General features: G+C 36.7%; 22 protein-coding genes and 2 pseudogenes. 20 read left to right on the plus strand and 4 right to left on the minus strand.

Going from position 1 to position 18,258, the window contains the following annotated elements; genetic code table 11:
* The 6 genes and pseudogenes from WFK35_RS10030 to WFK35_RS10055 form a co-directional block, all read left to right on the plus strand.
* Positions 1–2,034 (plus strand): annotated as a pseudogene (locus WFK35_RS10030) (hypothetical protein); the annotation flags it as partial.
* A 51-nt stretch (positions 2,035–2,085) separates the two neighbouring features.
* Positions 2,086–3,399: an ATP-binding protein gene (locus tag WFK35_RS10035; RefSeq protein WP_336732549.1), complete on the plus strand. Its 1,314-nt coding sequence runs from the start codon at positions 2,086–2,088 to the stop codon at positions 3,397–3,399.
* Positions 3,400–3,424: 25 nt separating this feature from the next.
* A complete protein-coding gene (locus WFK35_RS10040) occupies positions 3,425–3,994 on the plus strand; it encodes a hypothetical protein (RefSeq protein WP_336732550.1) in 570 nt (189 codons plus the stop codon).
* Entirely contained in the window at positions 3,991–4,431 is a 441-nt protein-coding gene (locus tag WFK35_RS10045; RefSeq protein WP_336732551.1) for a lysozyme, read from the plus strand. The genes WFK35_RS10040 and WFK35_RS10045 overlap by 4 nt, the downstream gene beginning before the upstream one ends.
* 423 nt (positions 4,432–4,854) lie before the next feature.
* Positions 4,855–5,241, plus strand: a complete 387-nt coding sequence (locus WFK35_RS10050) for an RNA polymerase sigma factor (RefSeq protein WP_336732552.1) — start codon at positions 4,855–4,857, stop codon at positions 5,239–5,241.
* Between the two features lie 143 nt (positions 5,242–5,384).
* On the plus strand, positions 5,385–6,005 hold the full coding sequence (locus WFK35_RS10055) for a DUF4142 domain-containing protein (RefSeq protein WP_336732553.1): 621 nt from the start codon (positions 5,385–5,387) through the stop codon (positions 6,003–6,005).
* Positions 6,006–6,121: 116 nt separating this feature from the next.
* Here the strand turns inward: WFK35_RS10055 and WFK35_RS10060 are convergent, their stop codons facing one another.
* The 3 genes and pseudogenes from WFK35_RS10060 to WFK35_RS23275 form a co-directional block, all read right to left on the minus strand.
* On the minus strand, positions 6,122–6,301 hold the full coding sequence (locus tag WFK35_RS10060; RefSeq protein ID WP_336732554.1) for an SDR family NAD(P)-dependent oxidoreductase: 180 nt from the start codon (positions 6,299–6,301) through the stop codon (positions 6,122–6,124).
* 37 nt (positions 6,302–6,338) lie between these two features.
* The gene (locus WFK35_RS10065) at positions 6,339–6,845 is read right to left on the minus strand and encodes a CinA family protein (RefSeq protein WP_336732555.1); all 507 of its coding nucleotides are present in this window, start codon (positions 6,843–6,845) and stop codon (positions 6,339–6,341) included.
* A 74-nt stretch (positions 6,846–6,919) separates the two neighbouring features.
* Positions 6,920–7,427 (minus strand): annotated as a pseudogene (locus tag WFK35_RS23275) (low affinity iron permease family protein).
* 56 nt (positions 7,428–7,483) lie between these two features.
* On the opposite strand from WFK35_RS23275, the gene WFK35_RS10080 reads away from it, so the two are divergent.
* Positions 7,484–8,089, plus strand: coding sequence for a hypothetical protein (locus WFK35_RS10080; protein WP_336732557.1), 606 nt, complete (start codon positions 7,484–7,486; stop codon positions 8,087–8,089).
* Positions 8,090–8,321: 232 nt separating this feature from the next.
* Here WFK35_RS10080 and WFK35_RS10085 read toward each other — a convergent pair whose 3' ends face one another.
* The gene (locus WFK35_RS10085; protein ID WP_336712861.1) at positions 8,322–8,591 is read right to left on the minus strand and encodes a hypothetical protein; all 270 of its coding nucleotides are present in this window, start codon (positions 8,589–8,591) and stop codon (positions 8,322–8,324) included.
* Positions 8,592–8,693: 102 nt separating this feature from the next.
* Between WFK35_RS10085 and WFK35_RS10090 the strand changes: the two genes are divergently transcribed.
* The 13 genes from WFK35_RS10090 to WFK35_RS10150 all read left to right on the plus strand — a co-directional run.
* Positions 8,694–9,365: a MarR family winged helix-turn-helix transcriptional regulator gene (locus WFK35_RS10090; RefSeq protein ID WP_336732558.1), complete on the plus strand. Its 672-nt coding sequence runs from the start codon at positions 8,694–8,696 to the stop codon at positions 9,363–9,365.
* 4 nt (positions 9,366–9,369) lie between these two features.
* Positions 9,370–10,839, plus strand: coding sequence for a phytoene desaturase family protein (locus WFK35_RS10095; RefSeq protein ID WP_336732559.1), 1,470 nt, complete (start codon positions 9,370–9,372; stop codon positions 10,837–10,839).
* Positions 10,840–10,841: 2 nt separating this feature from the next.
* The gene (locus tag WFK35_RS10100; RefSeq protein WP_336732560.1) at positions 10,842–11,678 is read left to right on the plus strand and encodes a phytoene/squalene synthase family protein; all 837 of its coding nucleotides are present in this window, start codon (positions 10,842–10,844) and stop codon (positions 11,676–11,678) included.
* Between the two features lie 25 nt (positions 11,679–11,703).
* Complete coding sequence (locus tag WFK35_RS10105) at positions 11,704–12,174, plus strand: SRPBCC family protein (protein ID WP_336732561.1); 471 nt, start codon at positions 11,704–11,706, stop codon at positions 12,172–12,174.
* Positions 12,174–12,632, plus strand: coding sequence for a beta-carotene hydroxylase (locus tag WFK35_RS10110; protein ID WP_336732562.1), 459 nt, complete (start codon positions 12,174–12,176; stop codon positions 12,630–12,632). The genes WFK35_RS10105 and WFK35_RS10110 overlap by 1 nt, the downstream gene beginning before the upstream one ends.
* A 2-nt stretch (positions 12,633–12,634) precedes the next feature.
* The gene (locus tag WFK35_RS10115; RefSeq protein ID WP_336732563.1) at positions 12,635–13,342 is read left to right on the plus strand and encodes a lycopene cyclase domain-containing protein; all 708 of its coding nucleotides are present in this window, start codon (positions 12,635–12,637) and stop codon (positions 13,340–13,342) included.
* Between the two features lie 181 nt (positions 13,343–13,523).
* Positions 13,524–13,853, plus strand: a complete 330-nt coding sequence (locus WFK35_RS10120; RefSeq protein WP_336732564.1) for a rhodanese-like domain-containing protein — start codon at positions 13,524–13,526, stop codon at positions 13,851–13,853.
* A 44-nt stretch (positions 13,854–13,897) separates the two neighbouring features.
* Positions 13,898–14,134: a hypothetical protein gene (locus tag WFK35_RS10125; RefSeq protein WP_336732565.1), complete on the plus strand. Its 237-nt coding sequence runs from the start codon at positions 13,898–13,900 to the stop codon at positions 14,132–14,134.
* Positions 14,135–14,158: 24 nt separating this feature from the next.
* On the plus strand, positions 14,159–14,455 hold the full coding sequence (gene trxA / locus WFK35_RS10130; protein ID WP_336732566.1) for a thioredoxin: 297 nt from the start codon (positions 14,159–14,161) through the stop codon (positions 14,453–14,455).
* Between the two features lie 2 nt (positions 14,456–14,457).
* Positions 14,458–15,159 (plus strand): thioredoxin domain-containing protein, encoded by a 702-nt coding sequence (locus WFK35_RS10135; RefSeq protein WP_336732567.1) that lies wholly within the window; start codon positions 14,458–14,460, stop codon positions 15,157–15,159.
* A gap of 3 nt (positions 15,160–15,162) precedes the next feature.
* Positions 15,163–15,747: a TlpA family protein disulfide reductase gene (locus WFK35_RS10140; protein ID WP_336732568.1), complete on the plus strand. Its 585-nt coding sequence runs from the start codon at positions 15,163–15,165 to the stop codon at positions 15,745–15,747.
* Positions 15,748–15,897: 150 nt separating this feature from the next.
* Positions 15,898–16,281, plus strand: coding sequence for a hypothetical protein (locus WFK35_RS10145; RefSeq protein WP_076394911.1), 384 nt, complete (start codon positions 15,898–15,900; stop codon positions 16,279–16,281).
* A 226-nt stretch (positions 16,282–16,507) separates the two neighbouring features.
* Positions 16,508–18,258, plus strand: a 1,751-nt coding sequence (locus tag WFK35_RS10150) for an efflux RND transporter permease subunit (protein WP_336732569.1), incomplete at its 3' end; no start/stop codon positions are given.

Raw genomic sequence — 18,258 nt, forward strand, 5'->3', positions numbered from 1 at the left:
GCCACCAAAGATGCTTCAAATTTAGACAGCAGCCATCTTCAGGCGTGGAAAACAGCACTAGGAGTAGGAAAACAACCTGAAAATACCGCTACTATTGATGACGCAAATAATACGGGAACGGTTTATACAAAAGACCAGAGCGATGCGAAATATATGCTTTTAAACGATTTTGTAGACAGCAATCAAAAGATCCTCGCCGAAAAAATCGAAGCCTTGGGCATAACCAATCTCGTTGAAGTTGCTGAAAAGGACATCTCTTTATTTGCAGAACATTCTGAATCATACGAATTTCAGGATAACGATTTTATTGCAATTCCGGATTCGGCAGGAAGCTTTTCCCTTTATCTTTTTAAAGGTGGTGTAAAAACCAATAAATATAATTATCTGCCTACAGGAATCTCGAATGTCACCATCGGAATGGTGGAAGGACTTCAGGGTGAACTGAATAAAAAAATAGAAAAGCCTCTTACAGATGGGAAATTTTATATTAAAAGATCATCAGGAATCACAACAACAGAAACGCTGGCAGATGAAACGCTTGCTTCCGTTGTAAGCAGAGATGCATATTCTCCCAAACCGATTACTTTTCTGGATGGTTCCGAACGTACTTATGCCAATATTGGAGTGAATCCGGCAACTTATTCCTTTTTCTGGGGCAATATTAATCCTAATCATACTGGATTTTACAATCATACATTCGGATACAACTGCCTATCAAAAGTAACCACAGGAAATAACAATATTGCTTTTGGGGCTGCTGCAGGACAGGAACTTACAACAGGATCGTTTAATACGTTTGTTGGAGTTGTTGCAGGACAGAACGCCGTTTCTGGAAACTCTAATGTAATGGTAGGAGAAGAAACAGGGTTTAAAGTAACGTCCGGATTTAAGAACACCTTAGTAGGAACAGCGTCCGGATATAATATGACCACCGGAAATCTGAATACGCTTATCGGTTACAAAGCATCTAACACAACAGGTTTAGGCGATCGTAATATCATCATCGGAGCATCTTCAGGACAGGGAATTACAGGTCAGAATAATATCCTGATCGGCGTTGGAGCAGGTCATAACGACGGTGCATTATCCAATAAACTTATTATCCACTCCAATAATACTTTAACGGGATATAATAACACTTCCGAAGGCGTTTTTGGAAGTTTTCAGCAGAGTACTCTTGCCATGGCTTTAATTACCGGAGATTTTCTTCAGAGATGGGTAAAGTTTAACGGATCATTTTCTATCAATCCGTCATACATTCCGGCAGGAGACGCATCTTATAATAAAGTATTTGTGGGGAATTCTTCAGGACAGTTTGGTTGGATCAATAAAACAGATCCTGTTCCGTTATCGGGGACTTTACCCGGAAAACCTGTAACGGGAGAAATAGAATTTTCAACCGAAGGGGGAGGAGCCATTAAAAGTGGGGCTGCAAGTATTTCCGTTGCCGACGGATTTACAACCATATTCTCTGGTGATCTTATGGGCGACAGAACTCAGATATTATCAAGTCCTATGCAGATTTCGTTGTCTCAGGGATTAGATAAATACATCAATCTTACCCAATGGCTGGACAGAATAGATGTGGGTGCTCCAACTGATGGACCTGGTATCGTAGGGCAGAATTATTATGGAGATAATTATACAGAAAATTCTTTTGTTCAGAAAAGATGGGTAGACGAAAAGATAAAAAGCATTACCGGAAGCAGCTATAAAATTTACAGAGCATTATTAAACAATGCCGGCGGAAGTTTTGATCCAAAATTTATCGTACTGGAAAATACACTCGGAGATATTGAATGGGCGCGTACCGATTACGGACAGTTTACAGGAAAAATGGGCGATGCATTTCCGGAAAATAAAGTATGGATTAATGCCAGAATAAATAAACCGTATAAAAAAGACCGTGCAGAATGTTACTGCTACAGAGCATCGGCAGATCATATAATTCTGAGTGTTTTTAATACTTCAGACCAATCTCCGATAGATTTTGAAGAACAGTACGGTGTTATTGAGATCTATGTTTACGACTAAGAATAACCGGAACTTAAATTTTAAATTAATAAAGAAAAAAGAATAGAATTAATGGATTCAATACAATTACAAAACTTATTCACCCATTTAGAAAGCGTTATTACATGGCGTGTCAGTCATTCTGATGAAGATTTTAATCTGGCACCCCAGCTTAATCCGAACGATTACAAAGGCTCTCATCTGGGAAATTACATTTCAGAAAAAAAACTGACTCATCAGGAAGTTATTATTTTATTAATGGCTTTACTGCCGAGATTGGATCCATCTTTACTGAAGAGAGTTTATCTTGAATATCCATCCAGTCCGTTCTTTGATTTCTGTTCGGTTAACGATAACGGAAGACTTTTTAATCCTACTGTTCAGGCATTGCAATACATTCTTGGCGGAGAAAGTATTTTAGAACGATTAAAAGCATTGGATTATTTCGGGCAGAATTCAGTATTGGTAAAAGAAGAACTTCTTGTTTTTTCAGGTTCTGCACAGGAAAGCACATCGGTTAATAGTCTGATTAGTGTTCATCAGGATGCTTTTGATGCTTTAATGTTCGGGACAGAACAGCTTCCTAAAATGAGCAGCGATTTTCCTGCGGAACAGCTTCATACAGGCAGAACATGGGCAGATTTAATCCTTCCTCAAACCACTCTGGAAGAGCTTAAAGGTATTGAAGACTGGTACAACAGCAGCCGGATTTTAATGGAAGACTGGGGAATGCAGAAGAAACTTAAACCGGGCTTCCGCGTACTGTTTTATGGAGATCCCGGAACCGGAAAAACGCTTGCTGCAAGTCTCTTGGGAAAATATACCCAGCGTCCTGTGTTCAGAGTAGATGTATCCATGCTGGTTTCAAAATATATCGGCGAAACAGAAAAACATCTGGCAAAATTATTCGATAAGGCAGAAAATAAAAACTGGATATTATTTTTTGATGAAGCGGATGCTATTTTCGGGAAAAGAACCAATGTTCGCGATGCGCATGATAAGTACGCCAATCAGGAAGTCTCCTACCTCCTGCAGCGGATAGAAACTTTTTCGGGACTTATTATTCTTGCGTCCAATTTCAAAAACAATATGGATAAAGCCTTTACGAGACGTTTCCACAGCTGTATAAAATTCAATAATCCTAAGTACGAAGAACGTCTGCGCATCTGGGAGCAGAATTTACCGCAGCAGCTGGATTTGGGAGATATTAATCTGGATCAGATTTCCAGAAGATACGAACTTACAGGATCCAATATTATGAACATCATTCAGGATGTATGCTTAAAGGCGATTGCATCTGAAGAACCGGGCTATAAAGTTAATTCGGAGATGCTGTTGGAAAGTATCAGGAAAGAATATTTAAAAGAGGATAAAGTATTCTCATAAAACTCCAATTTCAAACACCAAGATCATGAAAATAAAAACTTTACTGCTCATCACACTAATGAGTATGGCTTTTGGCTGCAGAAGTAAAAATAAAGTAGTCACTCATTATGAAGAAAACAGGAAGGAATCAGAAAAAGTAAAAACAGATTCTCTGAGTTCACAAACCCGGCAGTCTGCTCAGAACAATTCCTCGCAAACGCTTTCTGATGATAGGAAAGACGAAAAATCCGGAGAAATATTTATTAAAGGAAAATCCGATGAAGCCAATCCTTTTGTTTACCACAACATTGTAGGGAAAGATACGCTTCAGAGTATTTCAATTGTGGGAAATGCAGAATATATTATCAATAATCATTATGTGAAATCAGACAACAAAAAATCAGAGATAAAAAAAGAGCAGGCGGTAAGTCTTATCCGGAACACAGATCAGAAAATCATTTCTAAAGAAGTAAAAAAAGAATCTGATCTCAAAATTTCTGCACAGACAAAAAAGATAAAAGTAAACGGATTTCAGGCAGGCGCATGGATTGTTATCACCATCATTGCAGGAATTATAATTCTCGCATTTTTCACTTACAAATATTTAAAAAAATGACAACATCACAAAAAGGTATAAACTTCATTTTATCATTCGAAGGCTTCAGCGCAAAGCCTTATCTGGATTCTGCCGGAATTCCGACAATCGGCTACGGAAACACCTATTATCCCGGAGGCAAAAAAGTGACCATGAAAGATCTGCCGATTACAAAGGAAAAAGGAGCGGAATTGTTTGCATCGGTTTTACCCACCTATGAAAAAATAGTGTCAGCAAAAATTAAAATTCAGCTTACCCAAAACCAGTTCGATGCGCTTGTTTCGCACACGTACAACACAGGAGGATCGGATACCTTGTTCTCACTTATCAATAAAAAAGCAGATGCAGAATCCATCAGAAGCTGGTTTACTACAAAATACACCACAGCAGGCGGAAAAGTTCTGGCAGGTTTGGTGAGAAGAAGAAAAGCCGAAGCGGATTTGTTTTTTGAGAAGTAAGTAGCATTATCAGACAGAGCAGGTCGAAAAAAAACATAAAAAAAGGCTGTCTTCACGAGTTGTGATACAGCCTCTTTGTTTTTTATCTAATTTCAGATAACTTTCGGAGTAAAAAATATAGAAATGAATGTGAAAATTCGAAAATTTAATCAATACTTTATCATATTTATAGTATGCTTTTGGTTAATGTTATTAACAAATTCTCCAATTTTAATCTCATCATTTCCGGAAATTAAAATTTCTAGCATAGCATTTGTATAGTAGATTTTATCTGATCGTTTAGATAGAAATCGTAAAATTTTATTTATAGAGTGTAGAGATTTGTCAGTTGCGTTGATGTTCTGTTACTATCATTTTTAAATTTCTGATGACATTGGATGACGTAAAAAATAGTATGATTCAGTACCATATCGCAACCACCACATGACAAAATTAAATACCGAAATCAACTCAGCAGAGGTCGCCTTGTGTATTTTGATAAAGAAAAACCGGCAGCAGGGATTTGAAAAACTCTACAAAAACTACAGCAGTATATTGTATGGGCTTGCTTTAAAATCGGTTTCTTCTAAAGAATTTGCAGAAGAGATTGTTCAGCGTACCTTCGTTAATGTCTGTAAACAGATCGATTCTTTTGCAGATCAGAAATACACCTTCCATATTTGGAGGATCCGGAATCTTATTGCTACCATTAAAGATTTTCTTTCTGAAAAACAGATTGATTACAATTTTACCTTACATCAATTTCCTGAATTCAGCTTCGAACTGAAACAACAGGTTCCTTCTTCTCAGACAGAAATCAGCGGTTTCTGATAAATTTTTTTTAATATCTAATTTAGATCAATAATTGTGGTATCTGTTCTGCTGCTATCTTAAACTTTTGGCAGACAAATTGTTACACATTAGAAATCAAACATAAAATATCCTGCAAATTAAACCACAAACATATTAATATTATGAAAAATTCAATTCTAAGTATTCTTGCTATCGCAGCGATGGTAGCCTGTAAAAAAAATGAAACGACCAATGTAGACACTTCTGCGGACAGTACTGCAATGACGGCACCCGCAGATTCGGGAATGATGAAAAATGATTCCGCAAATGCAGCAGCTACACAGCCGGATTCTGCTTCCAAAACCTCTCTTAGCGATCAGGATAAATCGTTTGCCGATGCTGCAGCAAAAGGAGGAATGATGGAAGTGATGATGGGCAAACTTGCGGCAACGAATGCAGAAAATGCCACAGTGAAATCATTGGGTGAAATGATGGTAAAAGACCACAGCAAAGCCAATGATGAGCTTAAAAAATGGGCATCCACAGCAGGATATACACTACCGACAAGTTTAGATGCAGATCAACAGAAAATGTATGATGATCTGAAAGCTAAAAAAGGAAAAGATTTCGACAAAGCCTACACCGATCTTATGGTAAGCGATCATAAAGAAGATATTGCAGCGTTTAAAAAAGAAGCTGCCTCCGGTTCGGAAGCATCGCTGAAATCTTTTGCCAGCAGTACACTTCCTACTTTAGAACACCATTTAATGGAATCTGAGAAAGCAAAATCAGCAGTTAAATAGGAAATACCTTCTTAAATAAATTACAAAACTATTCTCAGAAATAAATGCTGAGAATAGTTTTTTTATAACCTTTTTTAAACCAATTTCAGAATTATCTCTTTACATTCATCGGGAATTTATTTTTTTCCGAAACCTGCAATTTCTTTATTGGTTTTTTCTGCATCCTTTCTGTCTTTATAATGAATGAAAGCAATATTTGCTCCTTCCTTGGCGAATAGCAGTGCTGTTGCTTTTCCGATTCCGCTGTCTGCTCCTGTTATAAAAACGTTTTTGCCTTTTAGCTGTAAACTTTCCATGTATAATGTTTGTGGTGTGGTGGTGTTAATTTTCTTTCTACTTCATTGTCAGCTGTTTTTCCATTTCAACTTTCAGGCATTCCAGAATAAATTCACTGTAACACATTTGGGCATTAATCGCTTCTTTTCTGGAATTAAGATTCATTTTGTGGGAAAAGACTGTTTTATTTTTATAGACAAAACTGAAATAAGCAAAAAGCCTGTGTTCCGATTCTCCCACTGGAGTTGCATAACCTGTAATGGCAATTCCCCAATCGGTATGAAATAAGTCTGTAACATTTAAAGCCATGGTATCTGCAATATTCTGCGAAACACAATCGTTCTCTTCTGCTTCTTTTCGGTCAACTTTTAAAAATCTTACTTTTTCTTCCAGCGTATACGTCGTAATTCCGCCCTTGAAAAAAGTTGAGGCATCTTTAATCTGCGAAAATGAAAACTGTAAAAACCCAGCCGTTACACTCTCTGCGATGGCAATGGTTTCTTTGGTTGTCTGAAAATAATTTCCTGTAAATTCTAATAGATCGTTCCGGAGATTCATCATCATAAATTATTTAATAGATTTAGAATACTGATTAAGCTTAACCAGCAACAAAATATTTAACTGCATCATCCTCGGTCTCAGGCAGGATCGTCCTCTTTTCTCTTGGGAAGCTTTCCGAATTTTTCATAAAGTTTATGAAGTTCGTCCAGTTCATCTTCTGTAAGATCTTCGATATCTACAATTCTGTTATTAGCCTTCTCATGCGCTTTAATCAGTTCATTAAGTTTAATCTGGATGGCTTGAATCTTTATTCTGAGCTTTCTGGATAAGAAAAACCATTAAGAAGGTAACAATTGTGGTTCCTGTATTAATAACCATTTGCCAGACCTCCGAAAATTTAAAAAACGGACCCGTTGCAGCCCAGATAATTACTAAAACACTTGCTCCGATAAAGGCTTCGGGACTTCCGGCAAAACATGCTGACCGATCTGCAAACCGGTCGAAAAAATTCTTTTTCATAAAAATAACACTTCGTTTACAATTCTTTTCTGTTGATTCAGTAAACCGAATTTCGTTATTCCTGAATAATAAATGTATGATTATAATCAATTGGCAAATAAAATACATGATTGTGATTCTGCTCATAATCAGCTGCAATATTGTATACTAAATTTGTAACAGATCATCACAAAGAAAGAAATATGAAGCCGAAGCAGATTCCGGGGGTTCCGATACAAAAGAAAGGAGGATTCCACGATACCGAAAGTACGAAACAGTTTAAGATTTTAGAAATCAACTCAAAATTTGCTGTTCTCAAAGAACGTTTTTTTTCTATTAACCGATGGAAAGAATACTGTGGTAATGCTTCTGCAGATTTTAAACATTTTGATGCTTCCGGAGAATTGGCAGACCGTTTTCCCCAAAAAGGAGATTTTATAAGAATTGCCATTCCCGGTCCCGGAACGGTGGAAGCTAAAGGATACGACTGGGTAGAGATCATTAATATCTCGCATCGGGATACAGACAAAAGCGAATCTTATCTGATGATGTGCAGACCGTCTAAAGAGCCCAATAAGCTGAAAGGCTATGTTGCGCATTTTTATACACCTGCAGCCACTTCCAGTATGTTGATCTCCAAGGAAGGAAATTTATTGAAAGCCGCAGTATACGGGAGAAACGAAAGACCGAATTGCAATACATCTTTTTGGGATAAAATAAGAAATTTTTTCATCGCTCTGGGCGGAATTTTCGGATTTGGAAAAATGCAGTGGAAGATTCTCGCCGACGGTTTGCTGGATTTTGAATAAAATTTATTTATACACTTGTTTTTTCACACCATTTACTTTTCTATTTAACTCCTCAGATTTTTGAGGAGTTTTTGGTTATATAAAATTGCTGACACATCTTTTCGAATATTAAATCTTAATTTCGTTCTTCTTTTTGAACGGAGAAGCAAACAATAACCGAAAATTCCATCTACAAAAAAGCGCTCTGAAACTTCAGAACGCCCTTCATAAATTTATTTTATCAAATGTTGTTTTAAGAAATATGGGAAGCGAACATCTCTTTATTAAGATGAGCGATGTGTGCCTTCAGGAAAGCATGAAGTTTAGGATTTTCCACAATATAATCGGAGAATTTAGGGACAATCATAGACTTATTGGAAACAATATTCTGCATGATTTCATATTCTTCTCCAAATGAAATGTCCAGCCCGAATTCCTTCTTTACACAGGAATGCAGATAATCATTGATATATTTTTTACAGTCACCGGATGAGGTTTCTTTTATATCAGAATTAGTTTTCATATCCATAGTTAATAATTTTTAAAGATAATGAAAAAATATTTAAGTATATAAATATTTATTATTTTAAATTAAATGGTATATTTGTATACTAATTTTTACAAAATGGAATATTCTTTGATTAAAGATATAATAGGATTATTAGAAGAATTTGAAGCTGAAAATTCGGGAAATATATATTCTAAAGATGTTGAAGGATTCAAAACCTGGATACATAATAAAGAATCTTCTAAAAATCAGGATAAGCAAAATGATCCCTATTGGGAAGGAAAAGAAAATGGAAGAAGCCCTGAAAGTGCTATTAATACACTTTTGGTACATCTTAACAGATATGCAAAAACTTATTCTAAATCTGCAATCGCGAATTCCGAATTTTCTACGCAGGAAGAATTTATTTACCTCATTAATCTGAGATCTTTCGGAAGAATGACCAAAACAGAGCTGATTAAAAAAAATATTCAGGAAAAACCTGCGGGAATGCTCATTATTGCCAGATTATTAAAACAGGGATGGATCGAACAGACCGAATCTGATGATGATAAAAGAAGTAAATACATCAGCATTTCAGAAAAAGGGCTGCTTGCTCTTGACAAACAGATGGAAAAGATCCGAAACGCAACTAATATTGTTGCCGGAAACCTAAATTATACAGAAAAAATGGAACTTATACGTATTCTTAATAAACTTGACCGTTTTCACCATCCGATATTTTCCAGAAATATCGACAGCAAAGATCTTATCACTACGGTTTATCAGGAATACGCATTTAAAAACTAAAACTATGAGCAGAAAAGTAGCAATTATCGGTTCAGGATTTTCCGGCTTGTCGGCAGCTTCCTATTTATCCAAAGACGGATACGAAGTGCATGTTTTCGAGAAAAACAGCGAAGTGGGAGGAAGAGCAAGACAGTTTACAACGGATAATGGTTACGTATTCGATATGGGACCAAGCTGGTATTGGATGCCTGATATTATCGAAGCTTTTTTTAATGACTTCGGAAGGAAATCTTCGGATTTCTATGATCTCATTCCTCTGAATCCTCAGTTTGAAATGGTATTTTCAGACGGAGTGATGGGAATTCCTGAGAATTATGAAGAAATGAAAGACCTTTTCGAAAGCATAGAAAAAGGCGCAGGAAAACAGCTTGACGAATTCATGAACGATGCCCAGTACAAATATGAAGTCGGAATGAAAGATTTCGTAAACAAACCCTGCCATTCATGGTTTGAATTTATTTCTCCAAAAATTGCGAAAAGTGCTTTAAAACTGGATTTACTCACCAATTTTCAGCGGTTTGTAAGAAAATACTTCAAAAATCCTAAGCTTATTATGCTCATGGAATTTCCTGTAATTTTCTTAGGAGCAGCGCCGAAAGACATCCCCGCTCTTTATAGTTTAATGAACTACGGCGGATATAAATTAGGAACATGGTATCCGATGGGAGGATTCGCAAAAGTTACACAGGCAATGATGCAGATCGCTTCTGAAGGCGGAGTCCATTTTCATTTCGATTCCAACGTTGAGAAAATCATTCTTGAAAATAACAAAGCGGTTGGTCTGAAAATCAATGGTGAAGAATTAAGATTCGACACGGTGATTGCTTCATCAGATTATCAGCATACCGAAACTTTACTTCCGGAATCTCACAGAAATTATGACGAAAAATATTGGGAAAAGAGAGTTTTTGCACCTTCTTGTCTTATCTATTATTTAGGATTTAGCGAAAAAATTCCCAATCTTACCCATCACACTTTATTTTTTGAAAACGATCTTGAGCTTCATACAAACGAAATTTATGAAGATAAAAAGTGGCCAACAAAACCATTATTTTACGCTTGCTGTCCTTCAAAAACAGATAAAGATACCGCACCGGAAAACGGAGAAAACGTATTTCTTTTGATGCCTGTAGCGCCGGGAATAGAAGATTCTGAAGAAATGAGGGAGAAATATTTCCTTGAAATGATCTCAAGACTGGAAAAACATACAGGAACTTCAGATCTCATTTCTAAATTAGAGTACAAAAGAAGCTATTGCGTAGAAGATTTCAAGAAAGATTATAATGCCTACAAAGGCAATGCATACGGTCTTGCCAACACCTTATCACAAACTGCAGTTTTAAAACCTTCTGTAAAAAACAGAAAAGTAAAAAATCTTCTTTACACAGGTCAGCTAACGGTTCCGGGACCGGGAGTTCCGCCATCCATTATATCAGGTAAAATAGTCGCCAGAGAAGCAAATAAATTGAATTAACTATGAAAAAACTTTTTGATGACCTGTCTTATAAAATCAGCAGGGAAACGACCAGACAGTACAGCACCAGCTTTTCTTTAGGAATTATGGCGCTTTCTCCGAAAATACGAAACCCGATCTACGCTATTTATGGTTACGTGCGTTTAGCCGACGAAATCGTAGACAGCTTTCACGATCATGATAAACAGAAACTTCTTTCAAAATACAAAGAAGAGACATTCTGTGCTTTGGAAGATAAAATTTCTCTGAATCCGGTGCTTCATTCTTTTCAGGAAACCGTACATCAGTATAAAATTGATTACGCCCTTATTCATCAGTTTCTGAAAAGTATGGAAATGGATCTTCAGAAAATAGATTATAATTCAGATTTATACAAAGAATATATTCTGGGTTCTGCGGAAGTGGTAGGATTAATGTGTCTTCATATTTTTACAGAAGGAAATATTGATGAATTCGAAAGACTGAAACCTTATGCCATGACGTTAGGATCAGCTTTTCAGAAAGTGAATTTTCTTCGTGACATGAAAGATGATTATCAGATTTTAGGACGCTCTTACTTCCCGAATGTCGATATTTCATACTTTGATAATGCGGTAAAAGCTCAGATTGAAAAAGAAATTGAAGAAGAATTTAAAGTTGCGCTGGAAGGAATCAGAAAACTTCCTCCATCCTCAAGATTCGGAGTTTATCTGGCATACAGATATTACATTTCGCTTTTCAGAAAGATTAAAAAAACGTCCGCTGCCAAAATTGTCAACCAGAGAATAAGAATATCCAACGGAAGAAAGCTTTCTTTAATGATGAGCAGTTACGTACAATATAAAACTTCTTTTTTGTAGATACATTTACTTACACCCTTGAATAATGAGACACAGACTATACAGAGAGCAGCAGCTGAATTGTGATATCGAAACCGCATGGAAATTCTTTTCTTCAGCAAATAATCTTTCCAAAATTACCCCGAAAGAAATGAACTTTGTGGTATTAACCAAAATGGAAAACGATGAAATCTACGAAGGAATGAACATCGATTATTACGTTTCACCACTGTTCGGAATAAAAATGAAGTGGAGAACCAAAATTATTCAGGTAGATCATCAGAAAAGTTTCACCGATTTTCAGGAACAGGGGCCTTACAAACTCTGGCATCACCACCACGAGTTTATTCCGAATGAAAATGGTATTTTTATGAAAGATACGGTGGATTACGAACTGCCTTTGGGATTTTTGGGAGAAATTGCACACACTGTTCTGGTAAAGAAAAAAGTGGAAGATATTTTCACGTACAGATATAAGATTTTGGAAGAAATGTTTAATAAAAATACTGCGGAATAATGAATTTTCTAATTGTAGCAGCCACATTCTTCATTATGGAAGGAATGACGTGGATCATCCATAAATATGTGATGCATGGTTTTTTGTGGTCACTTCACAAAGACCATCACGATCACAGCAACGACGGACCATTGGAAAAAAACGATTATTTCTTCGTTATTTTCGCTGTTCCCACCATTATTCTGATGTATTACGGAACCATGCAGAATTTTAACCACTGGTTTTACATCGGGGTTGGAATTGCATTGTACGGAATGGCGTACTTCTTCGTTCATGATATTTTCATTCATCAGCGTTTTAAAATTCTCAGAAATACCCAGAATCCATACCTTTTGGCGATCAGAAGAGCACACAAACAGCATCATAAACATACAGGAAAAGAAAGAGGGGAGTGTTTCGGATTTCTTTGGGTTCCTGTAAAATATTTCAGAATGTACTTTAAGAAACAAACCACCTGAAAATGCTTCAATATACGTATCTGTTAATCAATTTTTTTACGGTTATCGTCTGTTTTATTTTTTCCTTCCATCATAAGATAAAATTCAACAGGCATTTTAAGGCATTTATCCTTGCTTCCTCTATTGTAGCCCTGTTTTTTATAATCTGGGACATCTGGTTTACCAAAATAGGAGTGTGGTGGTTTAATGATAAATATCTTCTGGGGCTCAGAATTGTAAATCTGCCGATTGAAGAAATCTTATTCTTCATCTGCATTCCGTTTTCGTGTATTTTTACCTATTTCTGTCTGGATAAATTCTTCAGGCTCGACTGGAAGCCTGAAATGGAGAAAATATTCGTTATTTTTTCTATAGTTACTTTGGTTATTCTGGCATTGTACTGCAACAACAGAATTTATCCTTTCATGACGTTTTTAACGACAGCAATCAGTCTGTTTGTACTGTATTTCATATTAAACGCAAGATGGATCGGCAAAGCTTCTTTTATTTATCTGATTCTGATGCCCGGATTTCTGGGAGTGAACGGAATTCTTACCGGAACAGGACTCGATTCTCCGATTGTAAATTACAATCCTGAACATTTTCTGGGAATCAGAATTTTGACGATTCCAATTGAAGATACGGTCTACGGTTATGAAATGATTCTATGGAATATTTTCCTGTTTCAGAAATTTAAAAAGAAAGAACAGGCGATAGAAGAAACTGCATAATTTTATCATCATCAAAATAATTTTCCCGTTAAATCTATTTTTTCTGGTCACAGTTCTTCGGAGTCTGTGGCTTTTTTTTCGTCAAACTTTTTCCAGATTAATTTAGAAAAATAGTTATGTAACAAAAGTAGCAGTAAAGCCATTTTTAAATCCTGAAATTTGTTCAGAAAATATTTTAAAAATGAACTTATTATCCATATTATTTGGCAAAAAAGATAACTCCGCACTGGAAAATGCATTGAAAAACAATCCTTTTCTGGTCGACGTGAGAATTCCTTCCGAATTCGCTTCAGGAAGTGCAGAAGGTGCACAGAATATTCCACTGAGCGAAATTAAAAATCAGATTTCAAAGTTTACAAACAAAAGCGAGATCATTGTATTCTGCAGAAGCGGAAACAGAAGCGCCATGGCAAAAGGTATACTGGAAAAAAATGGTATTTCCAATGTGGTGAATGGCGGAAGTTTAGAAAATGTGGTAAAAACAATGCGGAAAATCAAAAATATAGGTTGATTTTCAACCGGAAGAAACTCTTCAGTAAAATAAAAAATCAAAAAATGTTTCACAATCTATTTAAAAACTGGAACTTTGTAAGACTTCTGCGGTTGGCAATGGGAATATTCCTCACAATTGAAGCCATAAGATCAGGAATGTGGTTTCTGATCATTACAGGAGTGCTTTTTACAGTGATGCCATTGCTGAATATCGGATGCTGTTCAGGAGGAAGCTGTTCGGTTTCCACCAAAAATCCTAAACAGAGCAATGATGAAATTGAATATGAAGAAATCAGGTAAAACCATTAATAAACAAAATAGAATATGAACAAATTTCAGGAAATCATCAGTCAGGACAAACCCGTTTTGGTAGACTTTTTCGCAGAATGGTGCGGTCCGTGCAAAATGCAGGCTCCCATTCTTCAGGATCTTAAAAAAGCAATCGGAGATTCGGCAAATATCATCAAAATAGATGTCGATAAAAATCAGACAGTTGCCGCACAGTTCGGAATCAGAAGCGTTCCTACTTTAATGATCTTCAAAAACGGAGAAGTGAAGTGGAAGCAGTCCGGAGTCTTTCAGGCAGATGAATTGGAAAGATTAATAAAACAAAACATCTAACAATGTACAGAAACATCATCGTTGCATTTTTCTTAGTAATCCTTACAGGATGCGGAAAAGCACAAAGTATAACAGATAACGTACTTCCCGCAACAGAATTTTCTCAGAAACTCGATAAAACCAAAGACGCGCAGTTAGTGGACGTAAGAACATCCGGAGAATTTAAAAACGGACATTTGAAAAATGCAATGAATATCGACTGGAACGGAGGAGATTTCATAGAAAAAGCAGCCGCTTTAGATAAAAATAAACCTGTTTTCGTCTATTGTATGAGCGGACCGAGAAGTACTGCTGCAGCCGCAAAACTCAGAGAATTAGGCTATAAAAACGTCTACGAAATGCAGGGTGGAATGATGAAATGGAGAAACGCAGATCTTCCCGAGATCAAAACTTCAACCGCAAAAGGAATCACTCTTGCACAATACAATGATTTGTTGAAAAGCAAAACGCCCGTTTTGGTAGACTTCTATGCAGAATGGTGCGCTCCGTGCAAAAAAATGGAACCTTTCCTTAAAAAAATGGCTGCCGAAATGCCGGACAAGGTAAAGATCGTAAGAATCAATGTTGATGAAAACACAGAACTCTGTAAAGAACTCAGTGTTTCTGCGCTTCCGGTGCTCAAACTCTATAAAAACGATAAAATCGTTTGGGATAATCTGGGATTGGTAACCGAAGATGAGGTAAGAAAACAGATTGCCCAATAAATCATGAATAAATTTCCTCTGTGGATCAGAAAAAACTGGAGTACAGTGATTATGATTGCTGTACTCATCCTTTTATGGGTAAATCCCGATGCAAAAGCATGGGTGATGAGACAAATGATTTCCACAGGATTATTCAATTCGAAAATCGAAGAAAAAACAGAAAATTCTTCACTTCTACCGCCAAATTTCAGTGTAAAAAATGAGCGCGGAGAAATAATTGAAACGTCTCAGCTCAGAGGAAAAGTAGTTTTCATCAATTTCTGGGCTTCGTGGTGTCCTCCATGCCGCGCAGAATTTCCTTCGGTTCAGAAACTATATGACCGATACAGATCAAATGAAGATATGGTATTTCTTACGGTAAATCTTGATGATGAAATGATTTTGGGTAAGAAATATCTGCAGAAAGAAAAATTCAGTATTCCTTTTTTAGTTCCGAACGACAGTATTCCTAAAGAATTATACAGCGGCTCTATTCCGACAACCACTGTTCTGGACAAAACAGGGAAAATAAGAATGCATCATTCCGGAATGGCAGATTACAGCAAAGACTCTTTCTATAAGGAAATTGATGGGCTTTTGAAAGAATGATTTAAATAAAAATAACCTTAGCAATCCATCATTAACAATCAATGTGATTAATAACGGATAATTAATAAATCTTTTGTGCCTAAGCAAAAAAATTCAGGCAGACTATAATTTAAAACCATTCTTAACGAAACATTTTATAATTTTGCAGAAGTGAAAAAACTGATCTCAATACTATTGCTTAGTTTATACTTGGTTTCTACAACCGAGCTGTATCAGTTTTTGAAAATTCCGGTTCTTATTGAACATTATCTGGAACACAAAGAGCAGAATCCGAAACTCACCATTGGTTCGTTCTTCAAAATCCATTATGACAATCCTGTAAAAGATTCAGATTACACCAAAGATCAGCAGTTACCGTTTGTTTCCCACGCAGCGCATCTTATCATCGTATGTACACCTGCGACACCTTTTACGTTTCAGTTGTCTGACAAAGAATCCAATCCGATTATTAAGTCCAAACAGACTTTTTACAAAAGCATCTTTTACAATAAAGATATTCTCAATTCCATTTGGCAGCCGCCGAAATCTTGTTGATTTTTTTTGAATTCTTCTCAAAATATCTTTGAGAACGTTTTGATATTAAGTTAATCAACGATAGGTTCATTAATTTTTTATCAGATCAAACTTATTTATTCATAAGCATTTGCTAGAATCGTAAATTCAAATAGAGATATTTATCTGTAAACCAGTTATCTATCATCTATTATCAATTATCAATTATCTATTATCTATCATCTGCTAATAAGCTCAACAAAACATTATGCTAACAAAAATCATTGAGTTTTCTGTAAAGAACAAACTCATCATTGCGCTGTTGATTTTGGGATTGATAGGCATTGGTTCCTATCAGGTTACCAAACTTCCGATAGATGCCGTTCCCGATATCACCAACAATCAGGTTCAGGTCATCACCATTGCTCCTTCATTTGGAGCAACAGACATCGAAAGACTCGTGACATTTCCCATAGAACAGGCGAACAATAATATTTCAGGATTAAAAGAAATCCGCAGTTTTTCACGGTTCGGTTTATCGCTCGTTACCATTGTTTTCGAGGATGATGTCGATATTTACTGGGCAAGACAACAGGTTGCAGAAAGGCTGCAGCAGGTTCAGACCCAGATTCCGCAGGGAATCGGAACCCCGGAATTAGGTCCTATTTCCACAGGTTTAGGCGAAATTTTCCAGTACGTGATCCGCCCCGAAAAAGGCTACGAGAAAAAATACGACATCACAGAACTCCGCACCATTCAGGACTGGATCGTGAGACGACAGCTTCTCGGTGTAAAAGGCGTTGCTGAAGTCAGCAGTTTCGGAGGAAAACTGAAACAGTACGAAATTGCCGTCAATCCCGACAGATTAAATGCTTACGGAATCACCATCGACGATGTTTTCGATGCATTAAACACCAATAACCAGAACACAGGAGGAGCTTATATCGAAAAAGGTCCTACCGTTTTATACATCCGAAGCGAAGGTCTGATCGGAAATATTGAAGACATCAAAAATATAGCGATTGCTTCCAAAACCAATGAAATCCCACTGTTTATAAGAGATGTTGCAGAGGTGAAAACCAGCTTTGCAACACGCTATGGCGCAATGACATTCAACGATCAGGGAGAAGTTTCCGGGGCAGTGGTGATGATGCTGAAAGGCGAAAACAGCAATCAGGTCATTAAAAATGTAAAAGAAAAAATCGCACAAATCCAGAAAACCCTTCCGAAAGGAGTCGTAATAGAACCTTTCCTCGATCGTACCAAAATGGTAAACAACGCCATCGGAACCGTAGAAAAAAACCTTACGGAAGGCGCATTAATTGTTGTTTTTGTACTGGTTTTGTTCCTCGGAAATGTACGCGCAGGACTGCTTGTGGCGTCTGTAATTCCTCTTGCTATGCTTTTTGCCATCTCTATGATGAATCTTTTCGGAGTCAGCGGAAACCTGATGAGTCTCGGTGCATTGGACTTTGGTTTGATTATCGACGGTGCAGTCATTATTGTAGAATCCGTCCTGCATCAGTTCAGTCATAATTCAAAATTCAAAAAAATATTCTCCGTTGGAAAAGAAGAAATGGACACCATTGTTACCGATTCTGCCGGAAAAATGATGAACAGTGCTGTCTTCGGTCAGATCATCATCCTTATTGTTTACCTTCCGATTCTTACCTTACAGGGAATTGAGGGGAAAATGTTCAAACCGATGGCACAAACTGTCGCTTTCGCTTTATTAGGCGCATTTTTATTGTCGTTAACCTACATTCCGATGATGAGTTCTTTGCTTTTGAGAAAAAGAAGCTCAAAACCGAGTTTATCCGACCGGATGATGAAAAAAGTAGAGAAAATCTATCTGAAAACATTACTTAAAATTTTAAGAGTTCCGAAAATGGTATTCTCCATCGTGGCTGTACTTTTCGTATTGGCAATTTTCATTCTCAGCAGAATGGGAGGAGAATTTATTCCTTCCCTTGAAGAAGGAGATTTTGCCGTAGAAACCAGAGTTTTGCCGGGAAGTAA

This window comes from Chryseobacterium sp. VD8, assembly GCF_037149975.1.
In the GTDB taxonomy this organism is placed as follows: Bacteria; Bacteroidota; Bacteroidia; order Flavobacteriales; family Weeksellaceae; genus Chryseobacterium; species Chryseobacterium indicum.

Coding starts and splice junctions, on each gene's coding strand:
- WFK35_RS10120 (WP_336732564.1), top strand. CDS start 13,524: ATGAACTTATTATCCATATTATTTGGCAAAAAAGATAACTCCGCACTG.
- WFK35_RS10035 (WP_336732549.1), top strand. CDS start 2,086: ATGGATTCAATACAATTACAAAACTTATTCACCCATTTAGAAAGCGTT.
- WFK35_RS10040 (WP_336732550.1), top strand. CDS start 3,425: ATGAAAATAAAAACTTTACTGCTCATCACACTAATGAGTATGGCTTTT.
- WFK35_RS10060 (WP_336732554.1), bottom strand. CDS start 6,301: ATGGAAAGTTTACAGCTAAAAGGCAAAAACGTTTTTATAACAGGAGCA.
- WFK35_RS10050 (WP_336732552.1), top strand. CDS start 4,855: ATGACAAAATTAAATACCGAAATCAACTCAGCAGAGGTCGCCTTGTGT.
- WFK35_RS10140 (WP_336732568.1), top strand. CDS start 15,163: ATGAATAAATTTCCTCTGTGGATCAGAAAAAACTGGAGTACAGTGATT.
- WFK35_RS10090 (WP_336732558.1), top strand. CDS start 8,694: ATGGAATATTCTTTGATTAAAGATATAATAGGATTATTAGAAGAATTT.
- WFK35_RS10095 (WP_336732559.1), top strand. CDS start 9,370: ATGAGCAGAAAAGTAGCAATTATCGGTTCAGGATTTTCCGGCTTGTCG.
- WFK35_RS10055 (WP_336732553.1), top strand. CDS start 5,385: ATGAAAAATTCAATTCTAAGTATTCTTGCTATCGCAGCGATGGTAGCC.
- WFK35_RS10105 (WP_336732561.1), top strand. CDS start 11,704: ATGAGACACAGACTATACAGAGAGCAGCAGCTGAATTGTGATATCGAA.
- trxA (WP_336732566.1), top strand. CDS start 14,159: ATGAACAAATTTCAGGAAATCATCAGTCAGGACAAACCCGTTTTGGTA.
- WFK35_RS10125 (WP_336732565.1), top strand. CDS start 13,898: ATGTTTCACAATCTATTTAAAAACTGGAACTTTGTAAGACTTCTGCGG.
- WFK35_RS10045 (WP_336732551.1), top strand. CDS start 3,991: ATGACAACATCACAAAAAGGTATAAACTTCATTTTATCATTCGAAGGC.
- WFK35_RS10110 (WP_336732562.1), top strand. CDS start 12,174: ATGAATTTTCTAATTGTAGCAGCCACATTCTTCATTATGGAAGGAATG.
- WFK35_RS10100 (WP_336732560.1), top strand. CDS start 10,842: ATGAAAAAACTTTTTGATGACCTGTCTTATAAAATCAGCAGGGAAACG.
- WFK35_RS10115 (WP_336732563.1), top strand. CDS start 12,635: ATGCTTCAATATACGTATCTGTTAATCAATTTTTTTACGGTTATCGTC.
- WFK35_RS10065 (WP_336732555.1), bottom strand. CDS start 6,845: ATGATGATGAATCTCCGGAACGATCTATTAGAATTTACAGGAAATTAT.
- WFK35_RS10135 (WP_336732567.1), top strand. CDS start 14,458: ATGTACAGAAACATCATCGTTGCATTTTTCTTAGTAATCCTTACAGGA.
- WFK35_RS10080 (WP_336732557.1), top strand. CDS start 7,484: ATGAAGCCGAAGCAGATTCCGGGGGTTCCGATACAAAAGAAAGGAGGA.
- WFK35_RS10085 (WP_336712861.1), bottom strand. CDS start 8,591: ATGAAAACTAATTCTGATATAAAAGAAACCTCATCCGGTGACTGTAAA.